We start from the raw sequence: 15,670 nt of genomic DNA on the forward strand, positions 1-15,670 counted from the left end.
TGTGAAGCGTGCGATCCTGCTGTTGCCCCTGGCGATCTTCCTGGTCGTCGCGGTATTCCTCTTCCGTGGCCTGTGGCTGGACCCCAGCGAGCTGCCCTCGGCGTTGATCGGCAAGCCGTTCCCGGCGTTCTCCCTGCCCAGCGTCACCGAGCCGGGCAAGACCTATACCGAGGCCGACCTCAAGGGCAAGCCGGCGCTGGTCAACGTCTGGGGCACCTGGTGCCCGACCTGCCGCTTCGAGCATCCGGTGCTCACCGACCTGGCCGCCAAGGGCGTGGTGATCTACGGCATCAACTACAAGGACGATGGCGCTGCCGCACAGAAGTGGCTCAAGGAGCTGCACAACCCCTACCTGATGAACATCGCCGACGCGCAGGGCACCCTGGGCCTCGACTTGGGCGTCTACGGCGCGCCGGAGACCTACATCATCGACAAGGACGGCATCATCCGCCACAAGCTGGTCGGCGCCGTCGACGAGAAGGTCTGGCGTGAACAGCTGGCGCCGATCTACCAGGGCCTGGTCGACGAGGCGGAGGGCAAATGAAGCGTCTGCTTGCCGCCGCCGCGCTGGGGTTGTGCCTGACCGGCATCGCCCATGCCGCCATCGATACCTACGAGTTCGCCAATGACGCCGAGCGCGAGCGCTTCCGCGACCTGACCACCGAGCTGCGCTGCCCCAAGTGCCAGAACCAGGATATCGCCGACTCCAACGCGCCCATCGCCGCCGACCTGCGCAAGCAGATCTACACCCAGTTGCAGGCCGGCAAGAGCAAACAGCAGATCATCGACTACATGGTCGACCGCTATGGCGAGTTCGTGCGCTACAAGCCCGAAGTCAGCGAGCGCACCTGGCTGCTCTGGTTCGGCCCTGCCGCGCTGCTGGGCCTGGGCGTGATCGTCATCGGCGCCATCGTCGTCCGTCGCCGTCGCCCGGCCGCTGCCACCTCCACCACGCTGTCCGCCGAGGAGCAGGCGCGTCTCGACCAATTGCTGGATAACCAAGACAAATGATCGATTTCTGGCTCGCCGCCGGCCTGCTGTTGCTGGTAGCCCTGGCATTTCTCCTCGTCCCTCTGCTGCGCGGTCGCAAGGCCCAGGCCGAGGAAGACCGTACTGCCCTCAACGTCGCCCTGTACCAGGAGCGCCTGGCCGAGCTGGGCGCCCAGCGTGACGCTGGTACCCTGGATGCCGCGCAGTTCGAAGCCGGCCGCGCGGAAGCGGCTCGCGAGCTGCTCTCCGACACCGAAGGCAGCAGCGACGACCGCCGCTCCCGTCTCGGTCGCGCCGCGCCGCTGGCTGCCGCGCTGATCCTGCCGTTCCTCGGGCTTGGCCTGTACCTGCATTGGGGCGCCAGCGACAAGGTCGAGCTGGCCCGCGAATTCGCCACCGCGCCCAAGTCCATGGAGGAAATGACCTCCCGCCTGGAGCGCGCGCTGAAGGCGCAGCCGGATTCCGCCGAGGGCTGGTATTTCCTCGGCCGCACCTACATGACCCAGAACCGCGCCGCCGACGCCGCCAAGGCCTTCGAGGAGGCCGCGCGCCTCTCCGACCGCCAGCCGGAAGTGCTCGGCCAGTGGGCCCAGGCGCTGTACTTCGCCGGTGACAAGGCACTGAGCCCAGAGGTTCGCGCCCTGGCCGACGAAGCGCTGAAGAAGGACCCGCAGGAAGTCACCACCCTCGGTCTGCTCGGTATCGCCGCCTTCGAGGACGAGAAGTACGCCGATGCCGTCGACTACTGGGAACGCCTGGTCGCCGTGCTGCCGCAGGACGATCCGTCCCGCGAGGCCATTGCCGGTGGCATCGAGCGCGCCCGCCAGCGCATGATCGAGAAGGGCCAGACGCCGCCCGAGGCGCCAGCTGCCGCCGCCACTGCCGGCGTGACCCTGAAGGTGAAGGTCGACCTGACCGCCGCCGTGAAGGGCCAGGTCAAGCCGGACGACAGCGTGTTCGTCTTCGCCCGCGCCGTGAGCGGCCCGCCGATGCCGCTGGCGGTGAAACGCCTGAAGGTATCCGACCTGCCCAGCGAAGTGGCGCTCAGCGATGCCGATGCGATGATGCCGCAGCTCAAGCTCTCGGCCTTCCCGCAGGTGCAACTGGTGGCACGGATTTCTCGCGCCGGCAATGCGACCGCCGGGGAATGGATCGGACGCAGCGAAGCGTTGTCTACTACCGGGGCCGGCGAACAGGCTGTCACTATCGACAGCCCGGATCAGCGCTGAAACGGATAGGAGAGGGTAGGGTGATGAAGGGTCGATTGCTGGCGTTGAGCGCCTTGCTGGTATTGGGTGGCTGCGTGGTGCAACCGCCGCAGCCGGAACAGCCGCCTGTGCAGACGCCGGCTCCGACGCCGCCGGGCACGATCACCAAGCCGCCGGTCAAGTCGTCGTCCTCGCCGATCACTCCGCAGCCGAGCAAGCCGCAGTCCACCTCCAGGCGTCCACCCCAGTTCGCCCCGCCGCCCGGCGGCAACGGCCGCTGGGATGCCAGCCTGGGCGTCTATGTGATCCAGGGGCAGCGCGATGTCTACTATCGCCAGCGGACTTACTACCACTGGGACAACGGCTGGTACTGGAGCGTCGCTCCTCAGGGACCCTGGACCGAAACCGACAGCACCGGCGTGCCGCCGGGGCTGACGCGCAAGTACAGCGCGCCGTAAGGTCGTCCCCAAAGAGGTAACCAGGAAGGCTCGTCCCGACATCCGGCCCCGGCTTCGCCGGGACTCCGTCCTTCCGGTATTGCTCCGAGGATTGGCGTACAAGGGCCGGTCCTGGTCCTTCATGCCTCTCGCGCACTACCTCCCTCGGCCTCCTGACGGGGGCGCCGGGCTGCTCTTCGTAGGAGCGAGCTTGCTCGCGAACAGAGTTCCCAGGCCGTATCGGTGCTGGGCGGTTCGCGAGCAAGCTCGCTCCTACGAAAAGCGAAAAGCGAAAAGCGAAAAGCGAAAAGCGAAAAGCGAAAAGCCCCTCAATCGAACGTCCCCATCTGCGCCCCCACCTCGATCACCTCAACCCGGTTGCGCCCGCTCGCCTTGGCCCGGTACAGCGCCTTGTCCGCCGCCGCGTAGAGCAGTTCGTAGGTGCTGGGTATTCCTGCCTCCAGAGTGGCAATGCCGAAGCTGGCGGTCAGGTAGAGCAGCCCATCCTTCATCGGCAGCGGCGTTTCCTCCAGCAGCTTGCGAATCTTCTCGGCGATGCTGTGCGCCTGCGCGTGGCCGGCGTCGGGCAACAGCAGCAGGAACTCTTCCCCACCCAACCGCGCCACGCTGTCGCCGGTGCGGGTGTAGTTCCTCAGCAGGCTGGCGGCATGGCGGATCACTTCGTCGCCCAGGGGGTGGCCGTAGCGGTCGTTGATGAACTTGAAATGATCCAGGTCCACCATGAGCAGGCTGACCGGCGCCGGCTGCCGGGACACCCGTGACAGCTCCATGCCCACCAACTGGTCGAACTGGCGGCGGTTGAACAGTCCGGTCAACGGATCATGGCCGGCGAGGTATTCCAGCTGGCGGTTCTTTTCTTCCAGTTCCAGCCGCTGCTGGCGGAGGAACTCGCGCTGGCGCAGATTGCGCACGTGGCCGTGCCAGAGGATCAGCGACAGTATCAGGCCGATGCCGCAGATGGTCAGTCCGCCCATCTGGTTGGACAGGCGCAGCTCCGGTGTCGCCTGGGTCAGCGTCATCGTCACCTCGAAGGCGCCGAGGGCGAGGATGTAGAGCGTGATGGCATGGCGCGGGCGCGTCAGGATGATCAGCGCGGCGCCCACCGAGGCCATGAGGAAGGGGGTGATGCTGCTGGTGACCTGCTGGTCGGCGCCGGTGATGGCGATGCCGAAGCCGAGCAGGATGGCGCTGGCCAGGATGCTCAGCAGGTTCATGAACCACAGCGGCGTGGTGTGCTGGGAGCGCGAGGCGAGCCAGGCGAGCAGGCCCAGGCCGCTGAACAGCACGGCGACCGTGGCGTGGATGGTGATGATGTCCAGGCGCCAGTCGTCGTATTCCGGGGTGGAGCCCTGCAGGTTGAGCCAGAACACCAGGATGTGGATCAGATCGAACGCGACGGCGAAGGCGGCGGCGAAGTACAGCCGCCGCAGGTTTTCCCAGGCAACCGCCAGCGCCAGCGCGTCGTTGACCGCGATGGAGTGTTGCAGGCGCTGGAGCCAAGTCCTGGACACGATTTCTGCCCCTCCAGAGCAAGGCCGGGCAGTTGGAGAATAGACAGCTGTGATGGCACTGTCGTGGCGGGCTGAAAAGATGTGCCTGGGTTGTTCTGATGAGCTGTCTGAAGCTACCTTCGAGAAATCGCTATTGCCTGCAACTATCTGTCTTTGATGATTGTCGGATTCGCCTCCCGCGGGCATAGTCCGCCCCCTGAATGCTGAAGGAATCGTTCATGAACACAGTGCAACGCTTGCCGGTGGAAGACGGCCTGGATGCCGAGCGAGCCCTGCTGGATGATGCCTTCCGTGGCGACAGGGACAGTGGGCTGCTGTTCTGGCGCCCGCTCCAGCAGGCGCTGGTGATGCCGCGCCGGCTCAGCCGGCTGGAGGGTTTCGGTGCGGCGGAGCAGGCCTGCGCCGGGCTCGGTTGGCCGATCGCCCTGCGCGATACCGGCGGCGAGCCGGTGCCGCAATCGCCCGCCGTGCTCAACGTCGCCCTGGTCTATGCGATTCCACCCGCGGACAACGAACAGACCCGCATCGAAACCGCCTACCGACGCCTGTGCCAGCCGCTCTGCGACTGGCTGGCCGCCCAGGGCCTCGATCCGGGGCTGGGCGAGGTGGATGGCGCCTTCTGCGACGGCCGCTATAACGTCAACCTGGCCGGACGAAAACTGGTCGGCACCGCCCAGCGCTGGCGCCGCCGGCCCAGCGATGGCCGTTACGTGGTGCTGGCCCACGGCGCGATCCTGATGGAAAACCAGCGTGAGCCGATGGTCGAGGTGGTGAACGCCTTCTACCAGCACTGCGGACTCGACGCGCGCTGCCGCGCCGCCAGCCACGTGGCGCTGGATGAGCGTCACACACAGCCGTGGGAGCAGGTGGAGGCGCTGGCCGGGCAGTTCCAGCGGCACCTGCTGGCCGAAGGCGTGGCCCTGGATGCTTGAGCTGAAAACGGCCTGATTTGAACGACATGGGTGGATCTTCGCTTCGCCCCAATCCTTCCAAGGAGTCTTGATACATGGAACATGGGACGAATTACCTGCAGTCGGCAGTGGTCTTCCTGCTCGCTGCAGTGTTCATGGTGCCGCTGGCCAAGCGCATGCAACTGGGGGCCGTGCTCGGTTATCTGCTGGCCGGCGTGTTCATCGGCCCCTCGCTGCTGGGCCTGATCGACAACCCGGAAAGCGTCGCCAGCCTGTCCGAGCTGGGCGTGGTGTTGCTGCTGTTCATCATCGGCCTGGAGCTCTCGCCCAAACGCTTGTGGGTGATGCGCAAGCAGGTGTTCGGCGTGGGCCTGGCCCAGGTGCTGCTCACCGCGCTGGCGCTCGGCAGCCTGGGCGTGCTGGCCTTCGATCTGCCGGTGAATACCGCCGTGGTGATCGGTGGCGGCCTGGCGCTGTCATCCACCGCCTTCGGCCTGCAGATACTCGCCGAGCGCAAGGAGCTGAACAGCGCCTATGGCCGCCTGGCGTTCGCCATCCTGCTGTTCCAGGACATCGCGGCCATCCCGCTGATCGCCATGATCCCGCTGATGGGCGCTCGTGCCGATTCGACGGCGGCCGGCGGCGACCTGGCCCACGTCATGGAAGTGGTCGGCAGCATCGCCGTGGTGGTGATCGGTGGGCGCTTCCTGCTGCGCCCGGTGTTCCGCTCGGTGGCGCGTACCGGCCAGGCTGACCTTTCGACCGCCACCGCGCTGCTGGTGGTGGTCGGCACGGCCTGGCTGATGGAATGGGCCGGAGTGTCGATGGGGCTGGGGGCCTTCCTGGCCGGCCTGCTGCTGGCGGATTCCGAGTACCGCCATGAGCTGGAAGCGCAGATCGAGCCGTTCAAGGGGCTGCTGCTGGGGTTGTTCTTCATCAGCGTCGGCATGAGCGCCGATCTCGGCCTGCTGCAGAGCGAGCCGTTGCAGGTGATTGGCCTGACCCTGCTGCTGGTAGGCATCAAGCTGCCGCTGCTGTTCGTCATCGGGCGTCTTGCCGGCGGCCTGGACAAGGTTTCCGCGCTGCGCCTGGGCGTGCTGCTGGGCGCCGGCGGGGAATTTGCCTTCGTGGTGTTCAAGCTGGCGCGGGCACAGGGGCTGATGGACGCCGACCTGCATGCGCTACTGGTACTGGGCATCACCCTGTCGATGGCGATGACGCCGCTGCTGGTGCTGGCCCTGGCGCGCACCATCAAACCCAAGCCGGCGGTGCTGCGCGAGCCGCCGCCGGAATATCGCCAACTGCCCGACGACGCGCCCCGCGTGGTGATCGCCGGCATGGGCCGGATGGGCCAGGTGGTCGCGCGTATCATGCGCGCCCAGGGCGTACCGTTCGTGGCGCTGGATACCTCGGTGGATACCATCGAGCTGACCCGCAGCTACGGCAATATCCCGATCTTCTACGGTGATCCGTTGCGCCCGGAAATCCTTCGCGCCGCGCAGGTGGAAAAGGCTGAGTTCTTCGTGGTCGCCACCGACGATCCACAGACCAACATCGAAACCGCTCGCCTGGTGCGCAAGCTCTACCCGCACATGAAGATCATCGGCCGGGCGCGCAACCGCCAGCACGTCTATCACCTGCTCGACGCCGACGCCAGCCCGGTGCGCGAGACCTTCCACTCCAGCCTGGAAATGAGCCGCCTGCTGCTCACCGGCCTCGGGCTGAACGAGGAGCAGGTGGCGGCGCGCATCCGCCGCTTCAAGCGTCACGACGAGGCGGTGCTGATGGCCCAGTACCATGTCTACGACGACGAGAAGGCGGTGATCCAGACCGCCCGCGAGGCGCGCAAGGAACTGGAGACGCTGTTCGAGGCGGACCATCTGGAAGACCAGGGCATCGGTCACCACTGACCGCTCATTCCGGGCATCGTTGGCGCAGCGCAACGGCTGGAGCAACCGCGCGTAGCCGGACGAGGAACTGGAGCGCTTCCGGCCCGGCGTCGGGGGCTGGCTCAGGCGGCTTCCGCCAGCGCCGGCTTGCGTTCGGCGGCCACGGCGCGCGGCTTGCGGACGACCGGGCGGCGGCGTTCGGGAATGCTGATCGGCTGGCCCGGCGAGCGCAGGGTCAGCACCGCCACCGCGCCGAGCAGCGCGACGGTGGCCAGGACCACGCTGGCCAGGGCGATATAGAGCAGCAGCTCCACCAGGGAGCCAATCAGCAGCAGGAAGTCCAGCACGATTTGCATGATTCAATCCTCTTTCGAGCCGTGGGCGAATGTCGCGGGTTGTGGGTTCGCCCCTGCGGCCTGGAAGAGGGGCCGGCGAATCGGATGCCTGCGAGCTGATGGGTCGAAGATGCCGCGCAGGAGCGGCCAAGAGAACTGAAAGAGCCTGCTGTTCACTATCGATGCCATCGATAGCCGCGCGAGGTGGCGCGCCAGAGCGGCGCCCCGCGTTGCACGGGGCGCCTTGGACCTTGGTCGAATGGCGCTTTAGAAGCGCTCGCCCGGCTGCAGGTAGCGCCAGTGGCCAGCCGGCAGCTTGGCCATCGCCACGCCGCCCAGACGGATGCGACGGATCGACTCGACGCGCAGTCCGGCCTCCCGGCACAGCTTGCCGATCAGTCCCGGACGCACCTGTTTGCCGGCGATGCGCAGCCGCTGCTCGCTCTGCCAACTGGCCTTCAGCGGCAGGCCCTGGGTCATCTGCTTCAGGCCGTGGGCATCCAGCTCGCCGCTGACCTCGATCACGTACTCGTGCTCGACCCGCGCGGCGTCGTCGAGCAGCTTGCGGGTGACGCCGTAATTCTGGGTGAACACCAGCAGGCCGCTGGCGCCGTCTTCCAGCGGAGTGGTCGGGCGCTGCTGGCGGAAATGCTTGCGCAACAGGCGTTGCGGCGAGGGATCGTCGCTCCAGCGCTGTTCCGCCCGCAGCAGCGCCACCGCATCCTCGACGCTGTAGCCGGCGGGCTTGTGCAGCAGCAGGGTGACCGGCGGCAGGGGTTCGGGCACGGCGCCGGGCAGCAGTTCGATGCGCTGGGTATCGACCTTGAACTGCGGCTCTTCCACCACTGCGCCATCCACCGTCACCCAGCCGCCTTCGATGTACAGCTCGGCTTCGCGGCGCGAGCAGGGCAGCAGCTCGGCGAGGCGCTTGGACAGGCGGATGGGTTCGGACATGACGGAAGACCGGGGCAGGAAAAGGGGCACCATTGTAACCGCAAGCCGCCGGAATGATCCGTACCTCCGCCGGTCAGACCTACTAACGAATGGGGAGCGACGACGATGCGGATTACCCTGATCGACGGCCTGCACTGGGATGTCGAGGTGGACGGCAGTGGCGGCCTGTGCAACGCGCGCGGCGACAAGGTACACCTGCGGCAGGGCGACATGGACGGCGCCTGCGGTCCCTATTGCCTGGTGATGGCGATGCTGGCGCGCAACCAGCTGGGGCGCCGGCAGGCCAAGGGGCTGGCGCCGGTGGATTCGCGCACGCGCTACGGCCGCCTGATGCAGGCGCTGGAGCAGCATGAGACGCTGATCCGCGTCGGCACCACCGGCGATGATCTGCTGGAGCTGCTGCGAGTCATCAGCGACAAGGAGTTCCGCGTCGAGCGCGGCAACGGCCGGCGCATGGTCGAACTGACGCGCCGTCACCTGGATGCGAACATTCCGGTGGTGCTGGGCTTCCATGGCCGCAAGGACAGCGACATCCGTCACTGGGGGTTGGCGGTCGGCATGAGCGACGACGCCTTTTTCCTGCTCGATCCGGCCCATGACCTGCAGCGTGGACTGGCCTGGAACGCGGTGTTGACGGCCCGCGCCAACGGCTCGCGGTTCGGCTACCGCTATCTCAACCCGAAGGGCACCTGGGCGGTGACGCTGAAGGAGATGGTGGCGCTGCTCTGATACCTGGGCCCGCGCAGGCTCATGGAGGAACGCCCGTGGCGCAGGCCACGGGCGAAGATCACATCAGGAAGAGGGGGGGACGGGTGGCTCGGCCAGGGTTTCGCGCTCGCGTACCCAGGACATGAACAGCTCGTAGCCCAGGGCCAGGACCACCGGACCGACGAACAGGCCGATGATGCCGTTGCTGAGCATGCCGCCCAGGGCGCCGATGAGGATCACCGGCATCGGCACCTTCACCCCGCGACCGAACATCAGTGGCTTGAGCACGTTGTCGGAGAGGCCGCCGGCCACGGTCCAGACAGTGAACAGGATGGACACCGGCAGCGAGTCGTTGGTGGCGAAGACGTAGACGATCGCCGGGATGGTGATCAGCACCACCGGCAACTGGGTGATGCCCAGCAGCAGTACGCCCAGGGCCAGCAGGCCGGCGCCGGGGATGCCCATGACGATGAAGCCGATGCCCAGGATCAGCATCTGGATGAAGGCGACGCCCACCACGCCCTGCGCGACGGTGCGGATGGTGGCGGTGCACAGCTGTGCCAGCCCCGGGCCCCGCTCCGGACCGGAGATGCGGATGGCGATGTCCTGGGCCGTGGTGGTGCCTTGCCTGCCATAGGCCATGATGACGCCGGCGATGACGAAGGCGGCGAGGAACTGCATCAGCGACATGCCGACGCCGGCCGCCTGGGCCAGCAGGCCCTTGGCGAAGCCTTGCAGGTGCGGCGCCACCTGGTGCACTACCCCCATGAAGTCGGTGGCGACGCGGCTCCAGAACGCATGGATGTATTGCCCGACCACCGGCCAGGTCGCCACCGAATCCGGCGGCAGGGGGATCCGCAGGGTGCGGTTCTGGATGCCCTGCACCACATCGCGCACCGAGTCGGCGATGGACAGGCCGAGTACCACCACCGGCACCAGCAGGAGCACCAGGCCGATCAGCACGATCAGGGTCGCGGCGCTGTTCGGGCGTTCACCCAGAACGCGGCTGAGCAGTTGGTGCAGGGGGTAGAGCGTGATCCCGAGGATCACCGACCACAGCATCAGGTCGAGGAAGGGGTGGAAGATCCTGAAGCAGAAGAGGGCCAGCAACAGAATCAGGCCGGCGCGGATGAGCACATCCAGCAGGTTGCGGGACAGCAGCTTTTCCGGGGGCGGGGGTAACATCGAGAGCTCCTTGCGGCGGGGGCCGGTGCGGCCCAGTCCTAACTATTGGCGGACTCTGCCCGAGTGCAAGGCGCGGAGGCAATAAAAGATGTTTGGAATGACGCGAGGGGGCGGAAGTACAAAACGGGCAGCCTGCCGGGGGGGCGGCAGGCTGCCGGAAGAATTATTTCTTGCCGAGGCTGATGTGGCGGCTCGGTGCGCCGTAGTTCTGACCGGTGACGCCCTTGGCGATCTGCTGGATCTCGCCGCCGGACTTCAGGAAGGCGGCAACCTGGGCTTCCAGGGCTTCGCTGGTCGCGGTCGCGGCGGGTGCCTTGGGGGCGGCTTTCTGGCGGGTGGAGGGCTTGGAGGTCATGTCTGCCATACCTGTCTTCGCAAATTGGCCGCCCATTGTACACGAAATGAGCATCCTTCGGGGCAGGTAATCGCATGAGCGGTTTCGCACCGTGCCGGTCGTCGCCTGCAAGCGCCTGGCGGTGCTACGCTCGGAGGCCCTGATGCGCGCATCGAGTCGCCCATGCCCTTGTTGTCGTCCCGCCAGCGCAACGCCCTGCGCCTGGCCCGCGCGTTCCTCGCGCCGTATCGCTGGCACGCCCTGGGTGCGCTGGTCGCCCTGCTGTTCACCGCCGCGATCACCCTGTCGCTGGGCCAGGGTATCCGCATGCTGGTGGACCAGGGCTTCGTCACCCAGTCCGAACCGTTGCTCAACCGCGCCATCGGGGTCTTCTTTGTCCTGGTGGCCGGGCTTGCGGTGGGCACCTTCGTGCGTTTCTACCTGGTGTCGTGGATTGGCGAGCGCTTCGTCGCCGACATTCGCCAGCGGGTCTTCGATCACCTGATCGAGCTGCACCCGGGCTTCTACGAGAACAACCGCGCCTCGGAAATCCAGTCGCGCCTGACCGCCGACACCACCCTGCTGCAGACGGTAATCGGCTCATCGCTGTCGATGGCGCTGCGCAACACGCTGATGCTGATCGGCGGCGTGATTCTGATGTTCATCACCAATGCCAAGCTGACCAGCATCGTGGTCGCCTCGCTGCCGCTGGTCATCGCGCCGATCCTGCTGTTCGGCCGCCGCGTGCGCAGCCTGTCGCGGCTGAGCCAGGACCGCGTCGCCGATGTCGGCAGCTACGTCGGCGAAACCCTCGGGCAGATCAAGACGGTGCAGGCCTACAACCACCAGGCCCAGGATCGCCAGCACTTCGGCGCCACCGTCGAGCAGGCCTTCGATACCGCGCGCCGACGCATCCTGCAGCGCTCCTGGTTGGTCAGCGTGGTGATCCTGCTGGTGCTGGGCGCGGTGGGCGTGATGCTCTGGGTCGGCGGCATGGATGTGATCGCCGGCCGGATCAGCGCCGGCGAACTGGCGGCCTTCGTGTTCTACAGCCTGATCGTCGGCATGGCCTTCGGCACCTTGAGCGAGGTCATCGGCGAACTGCAGCGCGCCGCCGGTGCGGCCGAGCGCATCGCGGAACTGCTGCGGGCACGCAGCGACATCCAGCCGCCGGCCAGCGGCCTGCTGCAACTGCCGCAGCGAGTCAGCGGCAGCCTCTCGCTGGAAGGGGTGCGCTTCGCCTATCCCTCGCGCCCGGAACAGTGGGCCATCGACGGCATCGAGCTGCGCGTGGAGGCGGGGGAAACCCTGGCGCTGGTCGGGCCCTCCGGCGCCGGCAAGTCCACGCTGTTCGACCTGCTGCTGCGCTTCTACGACCCGCAGGAAGGGCGCATCCGCATCGACGGGCAACCGATCGCCCAGCTCGATCCCGCCGACCTGCGTCGCAGCTATGCCCTGGTGTCGCAGAACCCGGCGCTGTTCTTCGGCAGCGTGGAGGAGAACATCCGCTATGGCCGGCCCGATGCCTCCGATGCCGAGGTCGAGGCCGCCGCCCGCGCCGCCCACGCGCATGAATTTATCCTGCGCCTGCCGCAGGGCTATCGCACGCATCTGGGCGAGAGCGGCCAGGGACTTTCCGGTGGGCAGCGCCAGCGCCTGGCGATCGCCCGCGCGCTGCTGGTGGACGCACCGATCCTGCTGCTGGACGAGGCCACCAGCGCGCTCGATGCGGAGAGCGAACACCTGATCCAGCAGGCGTTGCCGGGGCTGATGAGCGGCCGGACCACGCTGGTGATCGCGCACCGGCTGGCCACGGTGCTCAACGCCGACCGTATCGCGGTGATCGACCACGGCCGGCTGGTGGCGCTGGGGCGGCATACCGAACTGGTGAACAGCAGCCCGCTGTATGCGCGCCTGGCCGAGCTACAGTTCGGGCAGGCGGAGAGCCTGTAGGAGCGAGCTTGCTCGCGAACTGCTTGACTGCGGAGCTACCGGGAAGCACGGTTCGCGAGCAAGCTCGCTCCCACACTTGTCCGGCAATCCGCATTCAATGCGCGTAGAATGCCCGCCCCGTTCACGAGGTAAGCGTCATGGCAGTCATAGGTCGGTTCAATTCGTTGCAGGTGGCCAAACACACCGAGTTCGGTCTCTACCTGGATGGTGGCGACCGTGGCGAGATCCTGCTGCCCAAACGCTACGTGCCGAAGAACGAACCCACCGAGGTGGGCGACTGGCTCAACGTCTTCCTCTACTTCGACAGCGAAGACCGCATCATCGCCACCACCCTCAAGCCCAAGGTGCAGGTCGGCGGTTTCGCCAGCCTGAAGGTGGTGGAGGTCAACCGCGTCGGCCTGTTCCTCGACTGGGGGCTGCCCAAGGACCTGCTGCTGCCGCACTCGGAGGAGAAACGTCCGCTGCAGGTCGGCGACTACGTGGTGGTGCACGTCTACCTCGACGAACGCACCCGCCGCATCACCGCCACCGCGCGCCTGGATCGCTACCTGGACCGCACCCCGGCCGGTTACCGCGTCGGCCAGGCGGTCGACCTGCTGGTGGTGGAGCGTACGGACCTCGGCTACAAGGCGATCATCGACGGCAAGCACTGGGGCCTGATCCACAAGAACGAGATCTTCAAGTTCCTGCGCAACGGCCTGCGCGAGACCGGCTATATCAAGGAACTGCGCGCCGACGGCAAGATCAGCCTGAGCCTGCAGCCGGTGGGCGCCGGCGTGGCCGACGCGCTGGGCGAGCAGATCCTCGCCGCCTTGCGCGAGGCCGGCGGCAGCCTGCCCGTGAGCGACAAGAGCCCGCCGGACCTGATTGCCCGCCAGTTCGGGGTCAGCAAGGGCAACTTCAAGAAGGCTATCGGCGGGTTGTACAAGCAGGGCTTGATCGTCATCCATGACGATCGCATCGAACTCGGCTGATCAGCGCCCGGCGAACCTGGCGAGGGTGCCGGCCAGCTTCCAGCGGCGGCTGCCGCGCAGCAGGGCCAGTTCGCGCTCGGCCCGTTCGGCCCGCTGACAGGCGTCTTCCAGCTGTCGTAACAGGGCATCGTTGTCCGGCTGGTCGCGCATCAGGAAATGGCTTCGGGTGACCTGGAAGCCATCGAGGATGTTTGGCGGCATGCTCAGCGGCACGGCCAGTCCGGCATGTTCCCGGGCGACATAGAAGCGGTTGATCGCGTCGAACTGGACGAACTGGTAGCCGGCGTCGAGCAGCAACGGCTCCCACTCGGGAATCCGGTTGAAGGGCGATTCCAGCAGCACGATCCAGGGACGCCAGCGCTGGAAGTCCATCCCTTCCAGTACCTGCATCTCGAAGCCTTCCACATCGATCTTGAGGAAGTGCAGCGGGCGATCCTCCGCCAGGTGCTCGGCACAGATATCGGCCAGGCGCCGCACCGGAACCTGGTAGGGGGTGACCTGCATGCCGGCGCGGCGGTTCTGCTCGGCAACGGCGGTATCGAGGGTCGAAAGGCCGGTGTCGGCGATTTCGTGCAGGGTCAGCAGCTCTTCCCGGGCGCCCACCGCCATGCACAGGTTGATGTCGTCAATGCGCTCGGCGGCCAGCGCCTGGTAGTAGGCTGCGACCGGCTCGATGTTGATGCCGCGCCAGCCCCGCTCGTACAGGGCGCGGGTGACGGAGTCGTGGGTGGGATGGTTGGCGCCGACGTCGATGTAGTAGCCGGGCCCGAACAGCTGTAGTGAACGCCAGAGGGTGAGATCTTCGAAGTTCTGCGCGTAGGAGATGAAAGCCATCCGTGTTTCCCGTCGTTATCGCTGTTATTGGAATGAGGCAGGCGAGTGTCGCAGCCGTCGCAGTCGATGGCAATTGCTCAGTCCCGCTTGCCTATCAGTGACTGGGCCACCGCACAGCGCGGTTGCGCCGGCGCCAGCGACGCCATGCGCTGCAGGTCCACGGGCTTGCCGGGTTCGGCCCGGAGCTGGCGGCGCAGGTCGTCGAAGACCTGGTCGTGCTCCTTGCGAAAGCGCACCACCGGCCCCGGGCACAGGCGCAGGCCGTGACGGCGCAGCAGGCGGGCGGCGCTGCTGGCGAAGTTGAAGGCGATGTCGCCGGGCAGGTCGAAGCCATCGTTGAACGGCTGGCCGTCGATCTCGCCGTCCAGCTGGAATCTCACCAGCGCATCGCGGCTGGCCGGGTTCTCCACCTGATAGCTCAGGCGGATGATGTACTGCTGTCGGTCGATGCCCTGGCTGGAGTGGAGGGTGACCTGGGCGGGTGTGGTCATGCGCTTCTCCTGACGAGCGATGGGGCGCAGGCCGTCATGGAACGCGTGGCCTGTCGGGAGGCTCGATGTAATCCTAGTGTCGAGTTCGCGGGTTGCCACCTGGCTGACATGCATCAAGGGGGCGCCGGGCAGGTTGCTCCCAGCCGCAGGGTGCCTGTCCGCGGCGTGGGGGTGGCGCGGAGAGAGAGGCGCCGACGCGTCACATCATGTGACGGAAGCGGTTCCAGGCCTGCTCGACGGACAGCAGCCAGCTCGGCGTGGCCGAGCCGAAACCGGCGATTTCCAGGCGCGGATGGTGGCGCACCACCATGTCCAGCAGGGGTTCCTGCTCGGGTTTCACGTCGACGAAGAACACATGCCGGCCGGCATGCAGGCTGGGTTCGAAGCGGCGCACGTCATTGCTGGGGCGCTGCAGGCCGACGAAGCTGCCTTCCCACAGGCTGAAGCCCATCAGCACCGCGGCGAGGAACAGGACCGGAATCCAGCCCGCGGCGGTCTGCGTCCAGCCGCTCAGGTAGCCAGCCAGCAACACCAGCACTGCCAGCGAGGCGCCGATCAGCAGGCCGACCTTGCCCCAGTGCACCACGTCCTTTTTCATCACCGAGGGCACTTCATGCAGCCGATGCTCGTCCAGCTCGGCATCCTGGTCGCTCAGCACGTGCATTTGCTCCATGCTGATGCCGCTTTCCTGCAATTCGTGTTCGACCTCGTCCAGGTCGTCCAGATTGTCGCTGATGTAGTAATGCCTGTTCATGACGAACCTCCGCTCCCCCGGTCGTACCCCCTGGGTTTGACACCGATCTGCCGGGAATTTCGGCGGATCGCCGCCATTTGCTGAACTTCGTCAGTCTGAGTCTAGCACCGGCGAAATGGCTTCCGTGGCGCGGGGGCCCAGTGGTCGCGTGGCTTGCGCGCGGTTGGCGCATGATCGAGGA

At 66.8% G+C, this 15,670-nt stretch carries 17 protein-coding genes; 9 read left to right on the forward strand and 8 right to left on the reverse strand.

Going from position 1 to position 15,670, the window contains the following annotated elements; translation table 11 throughout:
• The first annotated feature begins 1 nt into the window (after window position 1).
• Genes dsbE through ACYCAX_RS05680 form a run of 4 tightly spaced genes read left to right on the forward strand, consistent with a single transcriptional unit; the run spans window position 2 to window position 2,656 of the window.
• A complete protein-coding gene (dsbE, locus tag ACYCAX_RS05665) occupies window positions 2–544 on the forward strand; it encodes a thiol:disulfide interchange protein DsbE (protein ID WP_015476576.1) in 543 nt (180 codons plus the stop codon).
• Complete coding sequence (locus ACYCAX_RS05670; protein ID WP_294977063.1) at window positions 541–1,011, forward strand: cytochrome c-type biogenesis protein; 471 nt, start codon at window positions 541–543, stop codon at window positions 1,009–1,011. The genes dsbE and ACYCAX_RS05670 overlap by 4 nt, the downstream gene beginning before the upstream one ends.
• Complete coding sequence (gene ccmI / locus ACYCAX_RS05675; protein WP_015476578.1) at window positions 1,008–2,219, forward strand: c-type cytochrome biogenesis protein CcmI; 1,212 nt, start codon at window positions 1,008–1,010, stop codon at window positions 2,217–2,219. The genes ACYCAX_RS05670 and ccmI overlap by 4 nt, the downstream gene beginning before the upstream one ends.
• Before the next feature lie 23 nt (window positions 2,220–2,242).
• Entirely contained in the window at window positions 2,243–2,656 is a 414-nt protein-coding gene (locus ACYCAX_RS05680) for a hypothetical protein (RefSeq protein WP_294977065.1), read from the forward strand.
• A gap of 308 nt (window positions 2,657–2,964) precedes the next feature.
• On the opposite strand, the gene ACYCAX_RS05685 is transcribed toward ACYCAX_RS05680, so the two are convergent.
• Window positions 2,965–4,167 (reverse strand): GGDEF domain-containing protein, encoded by a 1,203-nt coding sequence (locus ACYCAX_RS05685; protein ID WP_460247565.1) that lies wholly within the window; start codon window positions 4,165–4,167, stop codon window positions 2,965–2,967.
• Between the two features lie 218 nt (window positions 4,168–4,385).
• On the opposite strand from ACYCAX_RS05685, the gene ACYCAX_RS05690 reads away from it, so the two are divergent.
• Together ACYCAX_RS05690 and ACYCAX_RS05695 are read left to right on the forward strand one after the other, a co-directional pair.
• Complete coding sequence (locus tag ACYCAX_RS05690) at window positions 4,386–5,099, forward strand: lipoate--protein ligase family protein (protein ID WP_294977068.1); 714 nt, start codon at window positions 4,386–4,388, stop codon at window positions 5,097–5,099.
• 74 nt (window positions 5,100–5,173) lie between these two features.
• Complete coding sequence (locus ACYCAX_RS05695; RefSeq protein WP_015476582.1) at window positions 5,174–6,988, forward strand: monovalent cation:proton antiporter-2 (CPA2) family protein; 1,815 nt, start codon at window positions 5,174–5,176, stop codon at window positions 6,986–6,988.
• Window positions 6,989–7,089: 101 nt separating this feature from the next.
• On the opposite strand, the gene ACYCAX_RS05700 is transcribed toward ACYCAX_RS05695, so the two are convergent.
• A complete protein-coding gene (locus ACYCAX_RS05700; RefSeq protein WP_460247566.1) occupies window positions 7,090–7,323 on the reverse strand; it encodes a hypothetical protein in 234 nt (77 codons plus the stop codon).
• Between the two features lie 246 nt (window positions 7,324–7,569).
• The gene (locus ACYCAX_RS05705) at window positions 7,570–8,256 is read right to left on the reverse strand and encodes an RNA pseudouridine synthase (RefSeq protein WP_015476584.1); all 687 of its coding nucleotides are present in this window, start codon (window positions 8,254–8,256) and stop codon (window positions 7,570–7,572) included.
• A 105-nt stretch (window positions 8,257–8,361) separates the two neighbouring features.
• Here ACYCAX_RS05705 and ACYCAX_RS05710 point away from each other — a divergent pair, with 105 nt between their 5' ends.
• A complete protein-coding gene (locus tag ACYCAX_RS05710) occupies window positions 8,362–8,985 on the forward strand; it encodes a hypothetical protein (protein ID WP_015476585.1) in 624 nt (207 codons plus the stop codon).
• Window positions 8,986–9,048: 63 nt separating this feature from the next.
• Here the strand turns inward: ACYCAX_RS05710 and ACYCAX_RS05715 are convergent, their stop codons facing one another.
• A complete protein-coding gene (locus ACYCAX_RS05715) occupies window positions 9,049–10,149 on the reverse strand; it encodes an AI-2E family transporter (RefSeq protein WP_294977073.1) in 1,101 nt (366 codons plus the stop codon).
• Window positions 10,150–10,312: 163 nt separating this feature from the next.
• Entirely contained in the window at window positions 10,313–10,513 is a 201-nt protein-coding gene (locus ACYCAX_RS05720; protein WP_041711847.1) for a hypothetical protein, read from the reverse strand.
• Window positions 10,514–10,666: 153 nt separating this feature from the next.
• Here ACYCAX_RS05720 and ACYCAX_RS05725 point away from each other — a divergent pair, with 153 nt between their 5' ends.
• Both ACYCAX_RS05725 and ACYCAX_RS05730 read left to right on the forward strand, forming a co-directional pair.
• Window positions 10,667–12,436, forward strand: coding sequence for an ABC transporter transmembrane domain-containing protein (locus ACYCAX_RS05725; protein ID WP_460247567.1), 1,770 nt, complete (start codon window positions 10,667–10,669; stop codon window positions 12,434–12,436).
• 137 nt (window positions 12,437–12,573) lie between these two features.
• Window positions 12,574–13,410 (forward strand): CvfB family protein, encoded by an 837-nt coding sequence (locus ACYCAX_RS05730; RefSeq protein ID WP_015476589.1) that lies wholly within the window; start codon window positions 12,574–12,576, stop codon window positions 13,408–13,410.
• Here ACYCAX_RS05730 and ACYCAX_RS05735 read toward each other — a convergent pair whose 3' ends face one another.
• The 3 genes from ACYCAX_RS05735 to ACYCAX_RS05745 form a co-directional block, all read right to left on the reverse strand.
• A complete protein-coding gene (locus ACYCAX_RS05735; RefSeq protein WP_294977079.1) occupies window positions 13,411–14,244 on the reverse strand; it encodes an FkbM family methyltransferase in 834 nt (277 codons plus the stop codon). It lies immediately after the preceding gene.
• Window positions 14,245–14,321: 77 nt separating this feature from the next.
• Window positions 14,322–14,735 (reverse strand): DUF5064 family protein, encoded by a 414-nt coding sequence (locus ACYCAX_RS05740; protein ID WP_015476591.1) that lies wholly within the window; start codon window positions 14,733–14,735, stop codon window positions 14,322–14,324.
• Between the two features lie 199 nt (window positions 14,736–14,934).
• Entirely contained in the window at window positions 14,935–15,489 is a 555-nt protein-coding gene (locus tag ACYCAX_RS05745; protein WP_460247568.1) for a magnesium transporter, read from the reverse strand.
• Between the last annotated feature and the right edge of the window lie 181 nt (window positions 15,490–15,670).

The sequence above is a fragment of the Pseudomonas sp. MT3 genome (assembly GCF_054720805.1).